At 36.6% G+C, this 22,797-nt stretch carries 20 protein-coding genes; 12 read left to right on the top strand and 8 right to left on the bottom strand.

Translation table 11 applies throughout. The annotated features are described in order from the left end of the window. The first annotated feature begins 5 nt into the window (after positions 1 to 5). From rfbC to AC55NX_RS05030, 10 genes are read left to right on the top strand one after another with little or no spacing between them, the layout of a single operon-like run. Entirely contained in the window at positions 6 to 557 is a 552-nt protein-coding gene (gene rfbC / locus AC55NX_RS04985) for a dTDP-4-dehydrorhamnose 3,5-epimerase (RefSeq protein ID WP_496994733.1), read from the top strand. Then, positions 554 to 1,324: an ABC transporter permease gene (locus AC55NX_RS04990; RefSeq protein ID WP_496994734.1), complete on the top strand. Its 771-nt coding sequence runs from the start codon at positions 554 to 556 to the stop codon at positions 1,322 to 1,324. The genes rfbC and AC55NX_RS04990 overlap by 4 nt, the downstream gene beginning before the upstream one ends. Beyond that, complete coding sequence (locus AC55NX_RS04995) at positions 1,321 to 2,499, top strand: ABC transporter ATP-binding protein (RefSeq protein WP_496994735.1); 1,179 nt, start codon at positions 1,321 to 1,323, stop codon at positions 2,497 to 2,499. Before AC55NX_RS04990 ends, AC55NX_RS04995 begins: the two co-directional genes overlap by 4 nt. Then, positions 2,483 to 3,313 (top strand): glycosyltransferase family 2 protein, encoded by an 831-nt coding sequence (locus tag AC55NX_RS05000; RefSeq protein ID WP_496994736.1) that lies wholly within the window; start codon positions 2,483 to 2,485, stop codon positions 3,311 to 3,313. The genes AC55NX_RS04995 and AC55NX_RS05000 overlap by 17 nt, the downstream gene beginning before the upstream one ends. A 7-nt stretch (positions 3,314 to 3,320) precedes the next feature. Next, positions 3,321 to 5,282, top strand: a complete 1,962-nt coding sequence (locus AC55NX_RS05005; protein ID WP_496994737.1) for a glycosyltransferase family protein — start codon at positions 3,321 to 3,323, stop codon at positions 5,280 to 5,282. Further along, complete coding sequence (locus AC55NX_RS05010; protein WP_496994738.1) at positions 5,237 to 6,268, top strand: glycosyltransferase family 2 protein; 1,032 nt, start codon at positions 5,237 to 5,239, stop codon at positions 6,266 to 6,268. The genes AC55NX_RS05005 and AC55NX_RS05010 overlap by 46 nt, the downstream gene beginning before the upstream one ends. Next, positions 6,261 to 7,484, top strand: a complete 1,224-nt coding sequence (locus AC55NX_RS05015) for a glycosyltransferase family 4 protein (RefSeq protein WP_496994739.1) — start codon at positions 6,261 to 6,263, stop codon at positions 7,482 to 7,484. The genes AC55NX_RS05010 and AC55NX_RS05015 overlap by 8 nt, the downstream gene beginning before the upstream one ends. Before the next feature lie 2 nt (positions 7,485 to 7,486). Then, complete coding sequence (locus AC55NX_RS05020; protein ID WP_496994740.1) at positions 7,487 to 8,422, top strand: NAD-dependent epimerase/dehydratase family protein; 936 nt, start codon at positions 7,487 to 7,489, stop codon at positions 8,420 to 8,422. 18 nt (positions 8,423 to 8,440) lie between these two features. After that, on the top strand, positions 8,441 to 9,352 hold the full coding sequence (locus AC55NX_RS05025; RefSeq protein ID WP_496994741.1) for a glycosyltransferase family 2 protein: 912 nt from the start codon (positions 8,441 to 8,443) through the stop codon (positions 9,350 to 9,352). Between the two features lie 15 nt (positions 9,353 to 9,367). Continuing rightward, positions 9,368 to 10,225, top strand: coding sequence for a glycosyltransferase family 2 protein (locus AC55NX_RS05030; protein WP_496994742.1), 858 nt, complete (start codon positions 9,368 to 9,370; stop codon positions 10,223 to 10,225). A gap of 53 nt (positions 10,226 to 10,278) precedes the next feature. Here AC55NX_RS05030 and AC55NX_RS05035 read toward each other — a convergent pair whose 3' ends face one another. After that, entirely contained in the window at positions 10,279 to 11,022 is a 744-nt protein-coding gene (locus tag AC55NX_RS05035; protein ID WP_496994743.1) for a glycosyltransferase, read from the bottom strand. 2 nt (positions 11,023 to 11,024) lie between these two features. Continuing rightward, complete coding sequence (locus tag AC55NX_RS05040; RefSeq protein ID WP_496994744.1) at positions 11,025 to 12,899, bottom strand: polysaccharide biosynthesis protein; 1,875 nt, start codon at positions 12,897 to 12,899, stop codon at positions 11,025 to 11,027. A gap of 195 nt (positions 12,900 to 13,094) precedes the next feature. On the opposite strand from AC55NX_RS05040, the gene AC55NX_RS05045 reads away from it, so the two are divergent. Together AC55NX_RS05045 and AC55NX_RS05050 are read left to right on the top strand one after the other, a co-directional pair. Beyond that, positions 13,095 to 14,048 (top strand): NAD-dependent epimerase/dehydratase family protein, encoded by a 954-nt coding sequence (locus AC55NX_RS05045; protein WP_496994745.1) that lies wholly within the window; start codon positions 13,095 to 13,097, stop codon positions 14,046 to 14,048. Next, positions 14,045 to 14,593: a sugar transferase gene (locus tag AC55NX_RS05050; protein ID WP_496994746.1), complete on the top strand. Its 549-nt coding sequence runs from the start codon at positions 14,045 to 14,047 to the stop codon at positions 14,591 to 14,593. Before AC55NX_RS05045 ends, AC55NX_RS05050 begins: the two co-directional genes overlap by 4 nt. Before the next feature lie 24 nt (positions 14,594 to 14,617). Here AC55NX_RS05050 and cysN read toward each other — a convergent pair whose 3' ends face one another. The 6 genes from cysN to AC55NX_RS05080 form a co-directional block, all read right to left on the bottom strand. Continuing rightward, entirely contained in the window at positions 14,618 to 16,027 is a 1,410-nt protein-coding gene (cysN, locus tag AC55NX_RS05055) for a sulfate adenylyltransferase subunit CysN (protein WP_496994747.1), read from the bottom strand. Between the two features lie 41 nt (positions 16,028 to 16,068). Beyond that, positions 16,069 to 17,037 carry a DHH family phosphoesterase gene (locus AC55NX_RS05060; RefSeq protein ID WP_496994748.1) on the bottom strand — a complete coding sequence of 323 codons (969 nt, stop codon included), beginning with the start codon at positions 17,035 to 17,037 and terminating at the stop codon, positions 16,069 to 16,071. Further along, entirely contained in the window at positions 17,037 to 17,678 is a 642-nt protein-coding gene (cysC, locus tag AC55NX_RS05065) for an adenylyl-sulfate kinase (RefSeq protein WP_496994749.1), read from the bottom strand. The genes AC55NX_RS05060 and cysC overlap by 1 nt, the downstream gene beginning before the upstream one ends. After that, positions 17,678 to 18,592, bottom strand: coding sequence for a sulfate adenylyltransferase subunit CysD (gene cysD / locus AC55NX_RS05070; RefSeq protein ID WP_496994750.1), 915 nt, complete (start codon positions 18,590 to 18,592; stop codon positions 17,678 to 17,680). Before cysD ends, cysC begins: the two co-directional genes overlap by 1 nt. A gap of 33 nt (positions 18,593 to 18,625) precedes the next feature. Further along, positions 18,626 to 20,356, bottom strand: a complete 1,731-nt coding sequence (locus AC55NX_RS05075; RefSeq protein ID WP_496994751.1) for an SLC13 family permease — start codon at positions 20,354 to 20,356, stop codon at positions 18,626 to 18,628. A 249-nt stretch (positions 20,357 to 20,605) separates the two neighbouring features. Beyond that, the gene (locus AC55NX_RS05080; RefSeq protein ID WP_496994798.1) at positions 20,606 to 22,771 is read right to left on the bottom strand and encodes a YjbH domain-containing protein; all 2,166 of its coding nucleotides are present in this window, start codon (positions 22,769 to 22,771) and stop codon (positions 20,606 to 20,608) included. Between the last annotated feature and the right edge of the window lie 26 nt (positions 22,772 to 22,797).

Consider the following 22,797-nt stretch of genomic DNA (forward strand, 5'->3'; position numbering starts at 1 on the left):
GAATTATGAAAGTAATCGAAACCGAAATTCCTGATGTGAAAATTATTGAGCCAAAGGTTTTTGGCGATGATCGTGGTTTTTTTATGGAGACATGGCAGCAGAGAAAATTTGAAGAGTCAGTTACAGGAAAATCTACAAATTTCGTACAGGATAACCATTCTAGGTCTAAAAAGGGTATCTTACGAGGGCTCCATTATCAGACAGAAAATACGCAAGGTAAGTTAGTCAGAGTTATTTCTGGTGAAGTTTTTGATGTTGCTGTTGATATTCGTAAAGAATCGCAAACCTTTGGCGAGTGGATTGGTGTTTATTTATCTGCAGAGAATAAACGTCAACTTTGGATTCCAGAAGGTTTTGCTCATGGATTTTATGTAACTAGTGATACAGCTGAATTTGTATATAAGTGTACTGACTATTATGATCCTAGTTCAGAATGTACTATTTTATGGAACGATGAAAGCATAGGAATAAAATGGCCTCTAGTAAATGGTGCTCATCCTGTTTTATCAGAAAAAGATAAAATGGGAATTTTATTAGATAAGGCGAGAACTTTATGATTAATGATATAAGCTTATCTCTAACATTAGCTAGACGTGAACTAGAATCTAAATACCGTGGATCTATCTTAGGGATCTTTTGGCTATTACTGAATCCAGTATTATTATTGTCACTATATTCTTTTATTTTTCAGTATGTATTTAGTGCAAAATGGCATGTTGACGAAAATACAACAAATTATACAGTTGCACTTTTTTGTGGATTAGTGCCTTTTTTCTTTATTAGTGATATGTTGGGGAAAGGTACTGAACTTATAAGAGGGAATTCTAATTTGGTAAAAAAGGTAGTATTTAATAAATTAACTTTACCTATTTCATCTACATTAAGTTCTTCATTAACCCTTCTGATAAATTTAACTCTCCTATTGGCCGCGGATTTATTATTTAATGATGGTTTTTCTACATATAAATTATTAGTCTATGCATATCTGTTTCCTATAATGGTTGCTGGTTATACAGTATGTACAATTTGTGCCTGTGTAGGTATCTATTTTAGAGATTTTTCTAACATCATAGCATTTATAAATCCTGTACTTATGTTTACAAGTCCCATATTTTTCAGCTTAAGTTCGGTTTCTGATAAGTTTGGTTCTATTATTAAATTGAATCCATTGACATATATGATTGATGGCTTAAGAAGTATTATTATAAATAATATTTTTGATTTTGAGAATTTTATAAGTGTATCTTTTATCGGAATATTATGCTCTTTAGCCGCAAGTTATATTTTCAATAAGTTGAAAGAAGATTTTTCGGATTTGATATGATGATTGAAGTAAAAAATGTATATAAAGAGTATAACCTAGAAGATAATCAGTGGATTAGAATTTTACAGCAGCTAGGTCTTAAACGAATTGATGAAAGAAAAATATATAAAGCTTTAAGTAGTGTTAGCTTTAAAATTGAGCATGGAGAGACTGTCGGTATTATTGGAAATAATGGTGCTGGAAAATCTACTCTTCTACAGATAGTCTCTGGAACACTGAAGGCAAGTGGAGGAGAAATCATTCGTCCTAAAAGAATTGCTGCTTTACTTGAACTTGGCGCTGGATTTAACCCTGAGTTTACCGGAAGAGAGAATGTCTATTTGAATGGTGCCCTTATTGGTATGACCAAAAAGGAAATAAATCAAAAATTTAACGATATTCTAGATTTTTCAGGAATAGGTGATTTTATCCATCAACCAGTTAAAACGTATTCTTCTGGTATGTTTGCTCGGTTAGCTTTTGCTGTTGCGGTTCATTCTAAACCTGATTTATTGATTGTTGATGAAGCTCTTAGTGTTGGTGATACTTCTTTCCAAGAAAAATCAATAAATAAAATGAAGGAATTAAAAGATAGTGGAGTTCCTATCTTTTTTGTCAGTCACTCTATTCCTATGGTTAGAAATTTCTGTGATCGAGTGATATGGCTCGATAAAGGGCTAATCCAAATGGATGGTGAGGCTAGGATTGTCTGTGAACATTATTTAAAACATTTAAAAGAAAATCAAAATGGTAAAAATTCTTTAGAAATGATTTCTCATACTCCTCCAGATGCGTCGATTGTAATAGAAAATTATGAGATAGATAATAATATAGTCTCTACATTAGATGATATTTCACTGATGTTGACTCTTAAATCTCTTAAACCTGTGCGTACTGGTTTTGGTGTAGGATTAATAATATCTGATGAAAATGGTCAAATAATATCAGTTATGAGTACTGTTCGAGATGAAATTGATTTAGAAAATATCCCAACACAAGTATCAATAAAACTTAAAAATATACCTTATTTACCAGGAAACTATAATATATCTATATCTATAACTGATGAGTTATCAACCTTTCATTATGATAGAATAGATTATTGTCTTCAGTTTGAGGTCATTGAACAGAATAATAAAAAGGGACTTCCATTGCATGAAGGAATTTCAGGTGTCGAGCATGAATGGATATTTTAGTGAAGAGACATTAGAGCTTTATTTAGAACGCTATTCTTCAAATAATAACAAAATAGTCACAATGACTAGAATAAGAAATGAAAGTTTGATCTTAAAAGACTTTCTTGAGCACTTAAGTAGTTTTTCTGATGCAATTATTGTTTTTGATGATGCAAGTTATGATGATACTTTAGATATATGTAGAAAACATGAGAAGGTATGTGCAATTATTAGAAATAATAGGTGGAGTAGTCAAAACAGAACTAACCTAGAGACTAGACATAGAGCGAGATTACTTGAAGTGGCAAAATCTTATTTCAATTTTGATTGGTTTTGTTATTTAGATGCAGATGAAAGACTTGTGGGTGATGTTAGAGATGAGATACTAAGCCTAGATAAAGAGAAAGTTCATTACTTTCGTATTCCCCTTTATGATGCTTATTTAACGGAAGAAGATCATCAAGCATTTACTAGAGAAGATTCACTTCTTAATTCAAGAATATATTATGGCCCAGAGAGACGTGATATTATTTTTGGTTGGAATGAAAATGCAAATCCTAACTATATTTTAGATGATTCTAGAGAGCCATCGGTCGATGGTGATAATTATGTCACTATCTTAGGATGCCAACATTTTGGGAAGGCTATTTCAATGGAAAAATGGGATGAAAAATGTCATTACTACATAGATAATTTTCCATATGAACCTTATGGAAAAAAGTGGCAAGAAAGAATAGGTCGGTCGATTCATATTGAGTCGGATTTTAATACTCCATTATATGTATGGGGTAAGGAACTATTTGAAAATTCAATAAAAATTCACCCAGTAGATTAACTCGATCATGAAAGTATGTATATTATGTAGTTCGCTTAGAAACTATGCGGGAGCAGAACGTGTAGTGTATGAAGTCTCTAGAGAAGTTATAAGAAAAGGTCATTCTCTAGTTATTGGTTGTATTGATCCTGGAGATTTTTATTTTCATGAAATGAAAGGCATTATTTTACGAGATAAAGCAGAAGAACTTGAAGAATACTATGATGTTATAATAAATTTTCATTGGCCTTCGTATCCATTCTTTTTCCCAGATAAAATAAAATATAAAAAACTTGTTTCCTTCTGTTTGAGTCCTTATGAACCCAATGAGTTTCCTAATTTATTGATAGATTCAGATTTATTTGTTTTTAATTCAGAAGAAAGTGCGGAGTCTTTTTTCTCTCAAGTAAAATATGATGAAGAAATTAAGAAAGATATAAATTCTACTATTTTTCCCAATTCATTAAATTTGAGTGAATACCCTATAAGAGAAAGTGTTGGGCAATTAAATAAAATATTATTAGTATCAAATCATATTCCTCCAGAACTTTCTTATGTAATAGATATGTTCAGAGCTATTGATATTCTAGTTGATGTCATTGGCTTCGACCATGAGCAGAAAATGGTTAACAGTGCATCTATCATCAATGCAGATCTAGTTATATCAATCGGTTATACAGTTGTGATGGCAATGGCAAGTGGTATTCCTGTTTATGTATATGACCATATGGGAGGACGAGGTTTTTTATCTGGAAGTATAGATAGAGATTTTAAATATAATTTCTCCGGAAGACCTTTTGGTAAGAAAAGCTCTTCTGATATTTTTTATGAAATTATATATGGTTTTGAAAAAGCCAAACATAATAGTCAAAAGATTATTGGTCATGTAAGAGAACATCATGATATATCAGTAAACGTTGATAAAATATTAAATATAGAACAAGTTAATAACAGAATAAAGGAGTCTCATACTCATATATCACTTAAGAAATTTAGTGAGTCTTATGTAAGAATGTTTAAAACTTTTAGATTTTATGAACTATTTTATTTAGAAAATAGAAAACCAGTGAAAGTTATAAATAAATCTGAAGGCTTTGACATAATTAATCAGAACCAATCACTACCTCAACTGAATAAAGCTTTATCAAAATACACAAAGAAAGTTGCAGTGATGCTGATGAATAATATAGATCTTATTTTTGATAAAATAAAAACAATAGATGATAGTTATGATGTGTTTTATATCAAAGATGAGGATACAAATATTGAAAAAAATATAATTAATGTGGGTGATTTTTTCTCGTTAGTGAAAATAAAGTGGCAAATACTGATTACTGATTCTAGTTTTCTTTTATCACGAACTGATAAACTAAAGTTGGAAAATAAATATATTTATCTCAATCCTATTGGTGATGTATTTCATGTTTATGATAAAACAGCATCATATATCGTCGATGATATAGTAACTTATTATAAGTTACTGAGTATAAATTTAACTCCTGTATTACTTGAACAACCCCATAATTATATTTGTCATGATGAAAATAATTATAACAATGAATCGAAACCTCTGCTTATTATATCAGATAATTTAAGTAATATTAAGGACGTGTCGTTTGGAAGAAAAAATGATGACTGTACCGAAATTTGGCTTGTTATCAACTCATATGATATTGATTTAGTAGCACGTTTTTATGTTGATAAAATATTTATAGCTCCATCTGATGTATTTTTAAATAACATTATTAAACAGTCTGATAAAATAGTTGTCGATAGTGATAATTTGGATGTTATTCAGTCAGTATTATTATATAGGCGAAATACAGCTGATGCTTGGATTAAATCAGATAACAGTAAATTTGATTACAAGTTAAGCTATGTAAATAGATTTGATTTTATGTCTTTCCATAATGATATAGATTTTTTACACTTGAAAAGTGTGGGATGTGGAAATATAAATTATTTATTCGATGTAAATGGTTCTTATTAGTTATGTGTCTTGTTTCAATTATTGTACCAATAAAGAATCCTGGTTCTATTTTTAAGAGAGTTTTAGAATCACTATTATACCAGAAATGTTTATTCGACTATGAAATTATTATTATTGATTCGGGTTCTACAGATAGTACATTAGAGCTTATCAGACAATATAATAGTCCAAAAATTAGGCTTGTTGAAATAGAGCCTAGTGATTTTGGCCATGGGAAAACTAGAAATTATGGTATTAGCTTGAGTCAAGCTAAATATTGTGCATTACTAACCCATGATGCAACTCCTGCTGATGAGAATTGGCTTTCTGAGTTTGTCCATATTATTGAAAGCGATGAAGATATTGCAGGTGTCTTTGGCCGCCATATTGCTTACGAGGATGCTAATTTTTTTACAAAAAGAGAGCTAAATTTGCATTTTAATGGGTTTATTGGGAATGAAGTGGTTTGTCTGGATAATGTTGAAAGATATAAGTCAGATTTGTCTTATAAACAATTTTTACATTTCTTCTCGGATAATAATGCACTTATTCGACGAAGTGTCTGGGAAAAAATACCTTATCAAGATGTTAATTTTGCAGAAGATCAGTTATGGGCTAAGTCGATAATAGAGGCTGGATATAAAAAGGCATATGCTGACAAATCTGTTGTTTATCATTCTCATGACTATAGTCTAATAGAGAGACTGCAGCGAAGTTATGATGAGAGTAATGCATTTTCTCGTCTATTTGGATATGACATTATGCCTAATATTTTTTTCTTACTAAAAGTTTTGTTTTTTGTTAGTAAGTCTGAATTGCTCGATATGGTTAAAACTGGTGAATGTAAAAATAATATAAGACTTTTCATCAGACAGCCTTGCTATAATTTTATGAAATATTTTGGAATGTACTTAGGTGTGCATAATAGATTTTTACCAGAAAAAATGAGAAAGAGTCTATCCTATGATAAAAAACTGTATGATGGTTTAAGGAAAGGTCGTGAATAAGATCACATTTTTATTTGAAGTTGTATTTTCTTATTACAAACAGAATGGGTTTTGGGCTTTGTTACGAAAAGCCTTTTTGCATTTGATATTATTTAAATCTTTTAAAAGAATTGATATTGGGAATACATATCAATTCATAAATCAGAAGCGTATTGGTAAAGAGTGGGATGATAGATTATCCGATAAAAATACGGTGAATTGGTTAGTGCCAAATTTTGGTATAGGCTCTGGTGGTCATTTAAATATATTTCGGTTTATATCTTTTTTAGAGAAATATGGTTACAAAGTAAATATTATTATTGATGAGCCAGATCTTGGGCAAGATAAAGATAAAATTAAAAAAATAATCTGTGATAATTTTGTTGTTCTAAATGCTGATGTTTATTTTGGTATAGAACAGGCTCCTATAGCATATTCAACATTTGCTACATCATGGAATACAGCTTATACATTAAATGCATTTAGAACCACAAAAAATAAAATTTATTTTGTCCAAGACTTTGAACCTTTTTTCTATGCCTTGGGTTCCGAATATATCTTTGCAGAAAATACATATAGATTTGGTTTCTATGGTATTACTGCAGGTAAGTGGTTAAGTGATAAGCTTTCAAAAGATTATAATATGAACTGTAATCATGTGGGCTTTTCATATGAAAAAGAACGATATAGAGTCCTCCCTCAAATCGTCGAAGATAAACCTGCTAAGAAAAGAATCTTCTTTTATGCTCGACCACCAACACCTAGGCGCGGGTTAGAGTTAGGTGTAATGGCACTTCAAAGAGTATGCCAGTTAAGAGATGATGTTGAAATCGTTTTCGCTGGCTGGAATATGAAAGCATATAATTGTGATTTTGATTATGAGGATCATGGTGTTGTAGAGTTAGATCGCCTTCCTGAACTTTATAATACATGTCATATTGCTTTAGTTTTGTCATTTACTAATTTATCATTACTTCCTTTGGAACTGATGGCATCTGGTGTCCCCGTTGTTTCTAATAGTGGTGCAAATGTTGAGTGGCTATTGAACGAAAATATTTGCAAGTTTGCATATCCAGATATCGAAAGTATTTCCAACGCTATTATCGAGTTGATTGATGATGATGATAAACGACTAGAACTTATTAAAAAGGGACTAGAATTTGTCAATCAGACTTCATGGTATAAAGAGGGAGAGAACTTTGTTTCTATCTTTGAAGAACTTTTAAAAGGTGAATAAACTTGTTAGATTTATATAAAAAGTGTTTAATATTAGGAGCTAATGGCTTTGTTGGAAGAGCCTTGACTTGCAAGATGTTAAAACACTTTGAGCAAGTAGTAACATTTAGTTTGGATGTTTCTGAGGAAATCACACTCGATGGTGTTACCAATATCATTGGAGATTTCTTTGATGAGAGTGCATTAGAGAAATCTTTATGTGGGTGTGATGTCGTTGTTCATCTTATTACAACAATGACTCCTGTTACTTCAAATAGCAATCCATTAAAAGATGTCGAGCAAAACTTACTTGGGAGTATAAAGCTTCTAGAATTATGCCGAACTTCGGGGGTGAAGAAAATAATATTCTTGTCATCTGGAGGAACTGTATATGGTAACTTAGATCATACTGAAAAAGCATCAGAAAATCATATAACAGAACCTACTTGTTCTTATGGAATTGTTAAACTATCTATCGAAAAATATTTAAATTTATATCGTACTATTCATGGGATTAATTCTATTAGCTTAAGGGTATCTAATCCGTATGGTCCGTTACAGGAATGTAAAAATTCTCAAGGAGTTATTGCTTCTTTTATAAGTAATGCTGTGAACAACGAAAAGTTGCAGATATGGGGAGATGGTAGTGCTGTCCGTGACTTTATATATATTGAGGATCTTGTTAGTGCAATAATTGCAGCCATAAAATATGATGGTGATAAGAGTATTTTTAATATTGGCTCTGGTGATGGAGTTGATTTAAATGAAATTTTATCAGAGATACAATATATATTAAATAGAAAATTATATGTTGATTATATTGATTGTGATAAAGTTGGAGTATCTCGGAGTGTCTTAGATAACTCCCTAGCTATAAGTGAATTAGATTGGAAACCTCGCTTTAGTTTAAGTGATGGTTTGAAAAAAACTGTTGACTATTGGGTTGAACGAAATAATTGATATTTATTATGGTTTTATATGATGTATGAAATAAATCTGTCAGCTTTAATAGTTACATATAATCCAGACTTAGATGTACTGCATAACTTAGTCAATAAGCTAAAATATCAAGTATCAACAATATTTATTATTGATAACAATTCAACTAATGTAGATAAATTACCTCGAGATGGTGTTAGTCTTGTTCCATTAGAGGAAAATGTTGGGATCGCTGAGGCTTTAAATGTAGGTATTAGTCATGCAAGGAACAATGGTGCAGATAGTGTTATATTTTTTGATCAGGACAGTGATCCTTCATTGAACTTAGTTTCAAGTTTACTTAAGACTAGAGAAAAAGCTTACCAAGATGGTATAAAAGTATCTGCAATTGGCCCATTTTATAAAGATATAAGGACAGGAACTTTTAGTTTTTATGTTTTTACATGTCAGAATAAAATGAATAAAGTTTATTATGAACAACTAATGGATAACAATGTTTCTTACGGAAGATGTGACTTCATTATTTCTTCTGGTACTTTAGTTAATATCAATGTATTAGATGATGTGGGTATGATGAATGCCGATTTATTCATTGATGCTGTTGATATTGAATGGTGTTATCGTGCTAAATCTTATGGTTATGACTGTATTGTAGATGTTGGTAGTGTTATGGAACATTGCATTGGTAATGATGTGAAAGTTTTTTGTGGGAAGGAACTTTATATTCATTCTCCTCTTCGTGATTATTATTTCTTCCGTAATTTTCTTTATTTACTTTTTTCTCGTCATGTATCTTTTCCATGGAAGAAAAATATTATGTATAAAATATTCATTTTGTCTATATTTTCAATATTTATATATCCAGAAAAAATAAAGAGATTTAAGTATATATCACTTTCAATTTGGGATTTTTTTGTTAAGAGATTTGGTAAGTGTAAATATGATTTATAGGGATGATAAAGTCACATGAAGTATGAGGTCGTCATCTGTACTTATAATGGCTGTGATTATATAAAAGAGCAGGTTTTAAGTATTTTAAGTCAGTCAGTAAAGCCAGAGAGAATTATAATATCAGATGATGGATCAACTGATAATACTATTGAAATACTAGATGAAATATCTCAGCACTCTACTATTCCTTTCCTAATTACTAAAGGCCCAGGATTGGGCACTATTCGAAATTTCATCTCAGGACTAAAATTTTGCAAACATGAAGTGACTTTCTTTTCAGATCAAGATGATATATGGCTAGAAAATAAAGCGGAATTAATGTTAGATGTAATGAGGAAAATAAAGGGAAAAGCTCTAATATATTCTGATGCAATTTTGATTAATGAGTCAGGAGATGTTATTACAAGTAGTCATATTAGTCATCTTCATATATCTCCTAATTTAACTAAAGATGATTCTATTCTTTTTCAAAATTGTGTGCAGGGAGCATCTTCATGTATTAATCATCAGTTGAGAGAATTTATTATATATATACTAGATTACTGTGAACTTTCTAATATTGTTATGCATGACTGGTTCTTTGCTATTATTGCAAAATATTCTGGGGATGTTATTTATGTAGATAAGCCAATGTTTAAATATAGAATTCATTCTAAAAATGAGGTTGGGTTAAATAAAAAATCATTTGTGAGTTTGTTTTTATATATTTATAAAATAAAAAAATATTATGCTCAAATATTAATGTGTAGTGATATTTCCCTTGAGGGAACAGATAAGAAATTATTTAATATTGATAAAATATTTAATAACTCTAATTACGTTTCTATTCGAAGAAAGGCTATATTTTGGCTAATATCTAAATTTTTTTATTGAATTATTATCTAATTTTCCGATCGTATTTTTGATATGGTCGATATGTGTTGATTTCATGTGAAACTATATCTTAGTGCACTACAGCAATACCACAGAAAATGTTTTGAAAATATTTTCCTGTTATTATGCATAGCCAAATGAGTTGCTTCTACTTGTGGAAAGTAGATAACACTATATCCTGATTTTTTTGCTCTAGTACATATGTCAACATCTTCAAAATACATAAAATATTGTTCATCAAATCCTTGTAAATCTTCAAAACATTCTGTCTTAAATAAAAGAAATGAACCTGCAGCCCAATCTACAGGCATTGGCTCTAATATTGTAGACTTATCATAGTAATCCTTTCTCTGGATACCAAATATAGATTTTAGAGGATTTAGTAATGACGGATATTTACGTATGGATTTATCATAGATAGTATGAGCTTTATCTAGATATAGATTAATAGTAGATATATAACTATCATATTGGTTTACTAATCTCTGTAAATGAGATATCCCAGATTCGGTTATTTCAACATCTGGATTTAAAATTAAAAAATAATCATTTGATACCATATTTAGATTTTTTTTCGAATAATTAAAAATCTCATTATTATTTGCGCCGAATCCCTTTTTACTTTTACCTTGTATTAAATATATGCCATTTTTTGAACAGTAATTTATTAAATCATCTGATGCGATAGAGTTAGACTTGATAATAACATAATGCATTTTTGCTAAATTTTTTAATGTATTATTTGAAGTGATAATTTTATCATGGTTGTGATTAACGACAGAGATAAAAAGAGACATGATTAAACATCCTCTCTCTTAGGATTATAACCAGTAGGTGCATTAAGTAAAATTCTTTTGATGCACTTCACATCAAAATCATGGCAGCATACATCGAGTTGAGATAACAGATCTTCCATTTCTGCCCACGAAAGTTTGTCTTCAGACGCAGTCATAATTTTTTGATGGCTCGTCCCTTCGACATTTTCCCCAATCAATAGCTCTTCATATAATTTCTCACCGGGACGTAATCCTGTAAAACGGATTTCGATGTCCCCTTCATCTACTTTTCCGTCGTAATATTCTTTCATTCCCATTAAATGAATCATTCTTTTTGCCAGATCCAATATTTTTACCGGATCTCCCATATCTAATACGAACACTTGCCCATTATGTCCCATTGCACTTGCTTGAATGACAAGTTGTGCTGCCTCAGGAATTAACATGAAATAGCGAATAATATCTGGATGTGTGACCGTAACAGGACCACCCTGACGAATTTGTTTTTTAAAAAGTGGAACGACTGAACCAGAAGAGCCCAATACATTGCCAAAGCGGACCATTGTAAATGCTGTACCTGTATTTTTATCGGCAAGTGCTTGTAACACAAGCTCTGCCATCCGTTTACTTGCTCCCATAATATTGGTCGGTCGAACGGCTTTGTCGGTCGATATGAGCGTGAAGTTTTTTACACCAGCCTCAATTGCTGCATTGGCACAGGATAATGTGCCGAAGACATTGTTACGAATACCCTCGACAATGTTATCTTCAACAATAGGAACATGCTTGTAGGCTGCGGCATGATAAACCGTTTCTACATCGTGAGCCTGCATAAGCTTCAGTACACGGTTTTCTCTTTGGACGGAACCCAGTGCAGTTACGATTATTGTATGCAGATCTTTCCGTGTTTTTATTGATTGAAGCTCTTGATCAATCTTGTATAGATTGTACTCATTGAGTTCGAATAGGATCAATGTCGTCGGATTTTGTGACAAAATTTGACGGCAGAGCTCAGAACCAATCGAACCACCGGCACCGGTGACCATAACACTTTTACCAGTGATATTTTTTGACAATAAAGTGGGGTCAGGGTCAACGGGCGCTCGTCCGAGCAGATCAAACAGATCCAGATCTCTGACGTCAGTTGCCCTTGCTTTACCGGTTGCAATATCTTCTACGCTGGGGACCGATTGTACTTCTATTGGCCAATGAGAGAGTTTTTCAAGCAACCGCAGTCGCTCTCCTTTGCTGATGTTATTGATAGCAAGTAACAGTTTCACCGGTTGGTAGAGCGATTTCAACCGTTCGAATTCATCACTATGATGGACTCGGATACCAAACATAATTTGTCCGGCTTTGAGCGGGTCATCATCCAGCAAGATAACCGGATGGTATTCATCACCTTGTATCAGCGCATAGGCCAGATCTCTGCCAGTTGCACCCGCACCGTATATAAAGACATTTGGTTTGCGTCGTTTGTAATCGTAGTAATAAATTGTCCGGATCAGGATCCTCGGTCCTCCCAGCGTCAAGATGGCCAAACCAGCATAGATAAATGGGACGCTTCTGGGAATAAATGCCTGAAAGAAAAAACCACTGAGTGCCAGAGTCAGCGACGATAAGAAAACGGCTAAGAATATATGCCCGATCGCAGGGAACATCATATAACGAAGCACTGCGCGATACATGCCAAACCGAACAAAAGTTATCAGCGTCACAAACAGCGTTGCTAAAACACAAAAACTCTCTCTGTACCCCAGGACGAAATGAAAACCATCAAGGCGGAGAACCATTGCAAAGATTAGTGATGTGAGTACAGCAAAGATATCATAACAGACACTAATCAGGCGCTTATTGCGACGTCTGGTTCGGAGAAGTAATTGAATCGGAGTAAACATTGCTTTATGCCTAATTGATCTCACTGAGATATGGAAGATTGATGTCTTGTTATCGGTTATATATTTTTGTTCTTGAGCACAGACGGCCTAGTTTAAGTCTTACACTTCATCAGGATCAATTGTAAACTCGATATTATTGAAAGTAATCGACGTCATAGGTCGATTTTTGAGCATGAACATTTTGCAGGGTGTCGCGTGAAAGTTTTAGTTACTGGTAGTTTTGGTTTTGTTGGAAGACGCGTCACACAAATGGCTTACATTCAAGGTTGGGATGTTTTGACACATAGCAGAAGTGCAGCAGATCATTCTCGGCAATCATCGATTGTTTGTGCATTAGAACCGGATACCGATTGGACTCCGGTTCTTGATGGTGTCGATTGTGTGGTGCACTGTGCTGCCAGAGTGCATCAAATGAATGAATCTTTGGCTGAAGCGCAACATGCTTATCAAGATGTGAATGTGCTTGGTACGCTAAATTTAGCGCGTCAAGCTGCAAAAGCTGGCGTGAAGCGATTTATTTTTGTCAGCTCAATTAAGGTCAACGGTGAATGGACAAAAGCAGGGCAACCTTTTTTGCCGACATTGGATACACAACCAGAAGACCCTTACGGAGTGAGTAAATATCAGGCAGAAGTCGGGCTATGGCAGCTTGCTGGTGAAACCGGGCTGGAAGTGGTGGTCGTTCGTCCGCCGCTGGTTTACGGGCCTGGGGTTAAAGCGAATTTTTTGTCGATGATGAACTGGATCCATCGGGCTATCCCACTGCCATTCGGGGCGATTCCGGCGAAAAGAAGTTTGGTCTATCTCGATAATCTGGCTGATCTCATCATCACGTGTTGTACCCATCCGGTTGCCGCGGGGAACACATTTCTTGTTTCCGATGATCATGATATCTCAATTTCCCAGCTCTTACGTTTTTTAGCGAAAGTTATGAATGTGCCGTCTCGTCTGATACCAATCCCCCCCCGGCTGCTATTATGGGGACTATCATTACTGGGGAGGCGAGCGGTTGGTCAACGGTTATGCTATCCTCTGCAACTTGATATTCGTGCAACAAAAGAAAAGTTAGGTTGGGCTCCGCCAGTCTCTCTTGAGGATGGCCTCAGACAAACGGTTCGGGCATATCAACAACAGAAAGAGCAACAATGATTAGATTACTGGATTTTGTTTTTGCATTACTGGGGCTTATGATTTTGTGGCCGGTGATGTTGTGTGTTTGTATCTTAGGATATTTTGATACAAAGAGCCCTATTTTTACCCAAACCCGGGTTGGTCGGCAGCAAAAGCCATTTACTTTGATTAAGTTCAGAACGATGCCGCCAAATACTCAGTCTGTCGCGACACATCTGGTTGGGGCGACTTCTGTGACAAAGTTGGGGGCATTTTTAAGGAAAACCAAAATCGACGAGTTACCGCAACTTATCAATGTACTGAAAGGTGAGATGAGTTTAGTCGGCCCGAGACCGTGTTTGTTTAACCAGACACAGTTGATAGAAGCAAGAGATAAACGGGGTGTTTTTAACGTTCTTCCCGGGATTACCGGATTAGCGCAGGTGAACGAAGTTGACATGTCCACGCCCGAATTGGTTGCTGAATTGGATCAGAAAATGATTCAGACCATGAATATTCGCAACTATTTTGCTTATATTTTTCAGACCCTCGTGGGTAAAGGTTCAGGCGATCGGGTTAAGTAATTACTTACTTAACCCAGTATTCGCTTAAATTTCTATACAACCCCATTCGGGATAATGTTTGCGAATGTAAGCATTAAGATCTTTATCAGCCTGAGTATAGAACCGTGTTTCTTCTGTGGATAGTGTCGAGATGTTTTCGACCATTCCTGCACCTACAGTGGCATTGTTATGACGGTCGATGATAATAAATGAACCAGTCTGAGGGAGACGTCGATATTGATCGATGGCGATACTGGTAGTCAATTCCACTGTTGTTAGTGCTATCTCATTTAGATCCAGAGATTCACGGTTTTCTGCGTGTTGTTCTAATGTATTGATATCGATTTTATATGGAATTGCAGAGATTTTTCCTGTGCAGGACTTGGTGGTAAATTTGAATATATATTCTTTATGAGTTCTCAGTGGCGTCTCGCTCATCCACACTACATTCGCATTAAACTGTTTTGTAATTGCAGGCTCATGACCTTTATGGACCAGCATATCACCGCGGGAAATATCAATTTCATCTTCAAGAGTTAGGGTTAATGCTTGCCCTGGGCGCGCTAATTCCAACTCCCCGTCATACGTGTAAATTGATTTAATACGAGAGTTTTTTCCTGATGGCAGAGTCGTAATTTCATCTCCAACCTGTAATAGCCCAGAGGCAAGCGTGCCACAAAAGCCTCGAAAATTGAGATTAGCTCGATTCACATACTGAACTGGAAAGCGCATATGCTCCAGATCTTTATCCTGATCGATTTTCACTGTTTCTAACAACTTCATTAATGTCGCCCCCGGATACCAATCCATATTTTGGCTGGGGGTTACCACATTATCACCAAGTAATGCAGAAATTGGAACAAAGCGGATATCATCGATGTTGAGGTGTTTAGCCATATCTCGATAATCAGTTTTTATTCTCTTATAAACCTCTTGGTTATAGTCTATTAAGTCCATTTTATTTATAGCAACAATAACATGTTTTATGCCTAATAAACTGCATATATAACTGTGGCGACGAGTTTGAGTCTGAATGCCATGACGAGCATCTACCATGACAATTGCAAGAGCACATGTTGATGCGCCTGTAGCCATATTACGCGTATATTGTTCATGTCCTGGTGTGTCTGCGATGATAAATTTACGTTTATCAGTTGAAAAGTAACGATAAGCAACATCAATTGTGATGCCTTGTTCCCTCTCTGACTGAAGTCCATCAACCAGAAGTGCCAAATCAAATGATTGATCTGTGGTATTAAATTTTTGTGAATCTTTTTCAATGGCAGCCATCTGATCTTCATAGATGAGCTTACTGTCGTATAGCAGTCGGCCAATTAATGTCGATTTTCCATCATCGACATTACCACAAGTCAAAAAGCGTAACATGTCTTTGTTTTCGTGAACTTTAAGATAAGCTTCAATATCTTTTTCAATCAATTCTGATGAGTGCGACATCGTCTCTTCCTCTTTATCAAACTATTCAGCAATAGTTTGATTCAATTCTGTTGGTAATATTGGGTAAGCACATCGATAAAGTGCGTTTTCTCATCAAGGGGAAGTGCATTGATTCCTGCAGCGGCCTTCCTCCCTCCTCCTGTGGAAAATTGACAGCATACCTCATCAGCTCCCGTCCGGTTTTTCAATGGTGCTCGAACACTGACGGTATAATTTTTTTGGTTTTCATTGAGAGTTAATACCGCATGGGCTTGTTCTGGGGACTGGTTAGTTAACTCATTGCTGAAAACACCACTGATACGACGGGCCCAAGCTTCACTCGGTAGTTCAAATACTCGACAAACCATATTTTCTGCGATTGGTGTTATACCTGTGACTCTGGAATTATCGTATGCATAGCCTTTTTGTAACTGATAATAGGGGGATTTGGGATCTTCCCTAAGCATGAACGGATCTGGATAATTTAGTAACTGTTGAAAAAGCTTTGCTGGGGGAATATGCAAATCATCAAGACTCGCACCATAACTGTTATAGTTGATGAGTGTTCCAAGCTCACAAAGATAATTAGTGTCTTCCTGATTTAAACCTTCGTTTTCTGCGATAGATTGTGCGCGTTGATGAAGATTATCTCCAAAAGCGGCAGCAATAGCCCAAGTAACGAATTGACCATTTAATCTTTGATTAATGAGTAGACTTGTACATACATCGGAATCAAGATTAATGAGTGCTTCTAAGTATGGTGATTGAGGTATTTCACCACTACGGTGGTGGTCGCAATAAAATACGGTTATTCCCTGATCCAGTAATTTTTGTAATGATGCTGTGTTTTTTTCCATGGAGATGTCAAGTACTGTTACTGAGGTGGCATCACCAGCTGTCATAACATAATTGAGTAACTTGATATCTCTTTTTACGCCCGTAATTAACTGGCTTTGCTTAGGGGTTGCAAGGCGTAGCTGTAGCAGAGCAATAATACCGTCGGCATCCCCGTTAAATATGTCATAATGCATTACTTTTCTCCTTCGAGATAACCGAGTTGTCGAAGTCTTTCGATGATTTCTTCAGCACATTCTTCAATTGATTTTTCTTCTGTCTTGATATGAATTTCTGGATGAAGCGGTGGCTGGTACTCAGAATCGATACCGGTGAAGTTTTTGATAACTCCAGTTCGAGCTTTTTTGTAGAGGCCTTTCGGATCTCTGGCTTCACAGACTGTCAGTGGGGTATCAATGTAAATTTCCAGAAATTGTGTTTCTGGAAGCAATGCCCTGACTTGTTGGCGCTCTGTGGCAAATGGGGAAATAAATGCAGTCAGTACAATTAATCCTGAATCAACAAACAATTTTGCTACTTCACCGATACGACGAATATTTTCTACCCGATCAGTATCGTTAAAACTTAAATCTTTGTTCAGTCCGTGGCGTATGTTATCGCCGTCAAGCAGGTAACTATGCTTTCCTTGCCGGAACAAACGTACTTCTACGGCATTTGCAATGGTTGACTTCCCTGAACCACTTAATCCGGTAAACCATAGTACGACTGGTTTTTGATTTTTCTGCTTAATGCGATCCAATTGTGTTATAGATGAACAATGCCATACGATATTCAGGTCTGTATTATGCTGTTCTTGATGTACACCAGAAGTATTCATCAGAAGTATCCTTCACGTTTTTTCTTTTCCATCGAACCTGAGCTGTCATGATCAATTGCTCTCCCTTGCCTTTCTGAAGTTGTTGTTAAAAGCATCTCCTGAATAATATCTGGAAGAGTTGTTGCTTTAGATTCAATCGCTCCAGTGAGTGGGTAGCAGCCTAATGTTCTGAAACGTACCATTTTTTCTTCTATTACTTCTCCTTCTTTTAACTCCATACGTTCATCATCGACCATAATTAACATGCCATCCCGTTCAACTACTGGCCGTTTTTGAGCAAAATAAAGACTGGGAATTTCAATTTGTTCCAGATATATATACTGCCAGATGTCTAGCTCGGTCCAATTCGATAAGGGAAACACACGAATACTTTCCCCTTTATTTATCCGACCATTATAGATGTTCCATAATTCTGGGCGCTGGTTTTTCGGATCCCAATGGTGGTGTTCATCCCGAAATGAATAAACACGTTCTTTAGCTCTGGACTTTTCTTCATCGCGTCGGGCTCCTCCAAACGCGGCATCGAAGTGGTATTTATCGAGTGCTTGTTTTAATCCTTGGGTTTTCATGATGTCGGTATGCTTCGAACTCCCGTGGATAAAAGGGTTGATTTTGATTGCTAATCCTTCAGGATTTTGATGGACAATCAATTTCATGCCAAGTTTCTTTGCCATATAGTCACGAAACTGGATCATTTCCTTAAATTTCCATGTCGTATCGACATGCATCAGAGGGAAAGGCGGAATTGCTGGGGAAAATGCTTTCTGGGCAAGATGCAGCATGACGGAAGAGTCTTTACCAACAGAATACAGCATTACGGGATTATCAAATTCAGCTGCGACTTCCCGCATAATATGTATTGATTCAGCTTCTAGCTGTTTCAGGTGGGTCATACGTTCAGGAGAAAGTGTCATTTCTATGTCCCTTGATAAAATAAATAGGCATAACTACAAATAAAAAATTGTAATACATCCAATGACAACAGCACCATACATGAAACTGACCGGCAAGCCCATACGAACAAAGTCGACTAGACGATATTGCCCAGCACTATAAACCATAAGGTTCGTTTGATAGCTGTAAGGACTGATAAAACTGGCACTCGCGCCAAAAGCAACTGCCAAGATGTATGCTCTGGGATCAACGCCCATGTTGGTTGCAAGACCATATGCTATCGGAAAGCTTAGGGCTGCTGCTGCATTATTCGTTATTAGCTCTGTTAAAATCCAAGTGATTCCGTAGATTAGTAGTAATCCGATGAAAGGAGTAAAAATAGAGTGATGCTTTTGTACCCACAAACCTAATTCGAGAAAATCATCTGATTGGCTGATGGTCTGAGAAAGAAGGATCGCTGTTGCAATAACCAGCCAAATGTTTTTGGGGAATCTCTGTATGATTTCGTTTGGGTTCAAACATCCACAGAAAATTAACAAACCAAGGAAAATAAGCAGGCTTTTGAATAAAGAAACGATACCTATTGCAGCGAGTGTGATTGCTGTAATAAATCCAACAATTGTTAATTTCTCTTGATTTCCATGTAGGTACTGTTCGGTTGTTACTCCACTTACTTGATAGAAATTCTTACTGATATTCCGACGTGACTTAAAGTCGTCGCCAATTGCCAGAATTAGATAATCCCCCGAGCGGAGTGAGATATCACCTAACTTTCCTGAGAGTTTCTCACCGTCTCTGCGAATGCCAACAACTGCTGCATCAAATAAGGCCCTAAACCCAACTTCCTTGAGGTTTTGTCCAACTAATATACTATCCGGACGGATAATGACTTCAGTTAAATTATTCAACGGTAGACCATTCTGGTCGGCAAAGGAGCTCAGACCATCAAATTGTGTCAGCTGAGTGACTTTTTTAATATCACCACTAAAGATAAGACGGTCTCCAGATTCAATGATTTCATGTGGAGCGACTGGTGAGATCAGTCTGTTTCTCCGTAGAATTTCTACTAAAAACAGTGACTCCAAATTGCGTAATCCGTTTTTCTCAATGGATTTTCCGATGAGGTGGGAACTCGGATGAACAGAAATATCAATAAAATAGTCTGACGCTATGGTGTGATAAGCTGTTTGTTCGGGGAGCCAGCGGGAACATAGCAACAGGGTGAAGCCACATGATAAAACGAGAACACAACCTACCAGTGTAAAATCAAAGAAACCTAGCCCGGGGAGACCTTGATCGATAACCATACTATTTACAATTAAGTTAGTCGAAGTGCCAATCAGAGTGAGAGTGCCGCCTAAAATTGCCGAATATGACAATGGAATTAACAATTTGCTAGCCATGTGGTAAGGGTTATTACGAATTGGAGACAGCATTGTTGAAACGACTGCTGTATTATTGAGAAATGCTGAAGAAATTGTTGTAACCACATATAGTCTGAACCAAGTTGCGTAATATCCAGGCTTGATGACATAATTTGCGATAAGTCTAAGTATCTTAGTCTTTTCCAAAGCAAGGGAACATATGATTAAGAGAATTAGAGTTAGTAGACCAGGATTAGCAAAACTGGCGATGACTTGCTCACTGGAAACCAAATTGCTTATATATAAAAACAGGAGTAATGCACCGAAAACACGCTCAGGATATAACTGGTAGTGGATTAATCCAAGGATAGTCAGAACAAATGCTATCAATACTATTGTCGAACTATCTACGAGTAACATGATTTCTGAGTCTTCATCTGTGTGAGTCTGTCTAACACCCTATAATATCTATCAATGCGAATTTATTTCAACCAAGTTGAAATAAACGAAGGATGTTTTATATATCAGTAAGTTATATTGTAATATCCTTCGCTTACCTTACCTATTATCAATTCTGTTAGGCTGGAAAATAAGCATCATCTACGATGATCAATCCTGTAATAGTCTAACTTATCCAACCTTAAACTGAAATTTTTGATTAGGGTTATATTACTCCGTGGTAGCTCGTGTAAACCAAGGTGAGCGAGCATCGGTCATATTGTAAAGCTCGTACTGCCGATTGAGTTTTTGTCCCCCGTCCCGCATCAGTGGTAACCAAGAAATATTGGCACGATTGACACTTGGCTTAATTGTCATTAGGTCGAGCGGAATCGAAATATAGACGCCTTTGGTAAAGCTCCCTTCACCATACTCTGACGCTGATAGGTTGGTTTTCGCGGCAAATACGCCGGCGATGACACCACTATCAAACTGTTTTGAGAAATCAACGGTCACCCCTTTATCTTCGGTGAGGTACTGACCCGCGCTGATCTTGAGCAAGGTATTATTGAAGAGAGACCAAAATTGCGGCTGCCAGTAAAGTGTCGCGTGACCGGTAAACGCCCCCGTTTGAACACGGTAGTAACGGGCGGTTTGTGGATCAAAATGCCGTTCTTCTTTATAGAGTCCCAACACGCTATCAGGATCGCGCTGTTTGACATAGTTCCCGTCGATACCGAAAGCCCAGTTCTGATTGAGCGGACGATAGATGATTTCACCACCGGCGCCGGCAAACATGGATTCCAGATAACCGCCATAGGCTTGCCCGTAGATATTGTCTCCGTAATGATCAAGGTACGTGAGTTGAAGACTGTCCATGCGGAAAGTATGATCATAATATTGGCGTGCCAGCGTTCTGACCCTTTTTAAATCAGTCCCATCAGGCGGCACAGTATACTTATATTTATCATAGTTATCCGTGATGTTGCCGTATAAGCTGTTGGAAAGGATGAAATGTTGTCCCATCCGATAGCTACTATTGGCCTTTACCCCGATGGCATAGAGGTAGAAATTCTCAGACCCGCCGAAAGATTGTTGTAAGGACGGGGTGAGACCAAACTGCCAGTTTTTGGAACTTTGGGCCTTCAATTCTCCGGAGATAACAGAGGGTTCACCTGTTGTTTTGGCATCATCAAAATCAGCCCCGGGATAATCATTCTTGGCGACGCGCTCAAACGCATAAGCGTTGATCTGTGTTTCGGTGAGAGGTTGCCCATTCGCAGTCTCAACAATCTTATAGGTATCGGCATCGAGACCACTGTTAGCGATCACTAATGCAGCGCGTTGTTCAGCCTCTTTTTTATGGCGATATTTTTGCTGAGTCCCGGTGAGTGTTACGGTCTTGCTCTCTTGATCTTGCCGGAATGATACCTGCTGGTAGCCAGCGATTTTTTGCACATCAGCGACGAGTTGTTGCCATTCTTCTTCTGACAGCGTGCTTTTCTTGGGTTGCGGATGGTAATCCGGACGTGGTTCGTCAATCCAGACCGGTCTCAGGGTTGCGAGGTTAGTATTGAGTGAGATACCCGCGGTGAAAGTATTGCCCCGTTCATAGCTCAGTTTTAAACGCGCCCAATCCGTGAAAGAGTACACCAGACCGACGTTCCACGGTGTCGCCACATGCATGGGCTTCTTGCCCTGAGTAACGGGGAAGTCGCTCTGATAATCATTCCCATCATATTCCAGTTTTAAGACCAGTGGTTCGAATGGCGTCTGATACTCGACCCCGCCATAGACCGAAGCACATCCGGTAAACATATTTCCAAGAGAGATACTGCTAGTGGAGGAGCCCTGATAGCCTGTGCTTCTGCCACAGTCGGAAGAGGTCTGGTGATCACCGGATAGGTTACCCCGGTTACCGATATATCCCCAACCAATACCAAGGGTAAAATCGAGTGGGCCGAACTGTTTGTTGGCCGCGATAAACTCACCGTCAAAGAGTCCCGTACCACCAATATCTCTAAATCCGACAGAAATTTGGGGTAGCCAAAAATTTTCATCCACAAGGCTCAGTTTTACATCGGCTGATTTGTCGGTATATTTTGTATCACCACTAAAGGATGCATCGTTGCTATAAAGCAAATCATGGATCTGGGTGTAGCGGATAGTCGTTTCCAGCCAAGGGAATAACTGTAGAGACAAAGAGTAGTATATATAGTCATCATTGTTGGTGGCATTCAGTTCAAGTGCTCCTTCGGGCATCATTCTGCCACTCGGCATCTGAATTAATCCCACACCGCCGAAATCGGATTGGGAGTGGGTTAGTGATGGTGGGCTAAACTCGTCTGAATAGGCGTTTAGCGAATTCAGGCCAAAGACAATCGTCGCTATCGTCATGGATGCATAGGGTGGCCAGTTTAAAG

The organism is Vibrio rubrogenes (genome assembly GCF_059641415.1).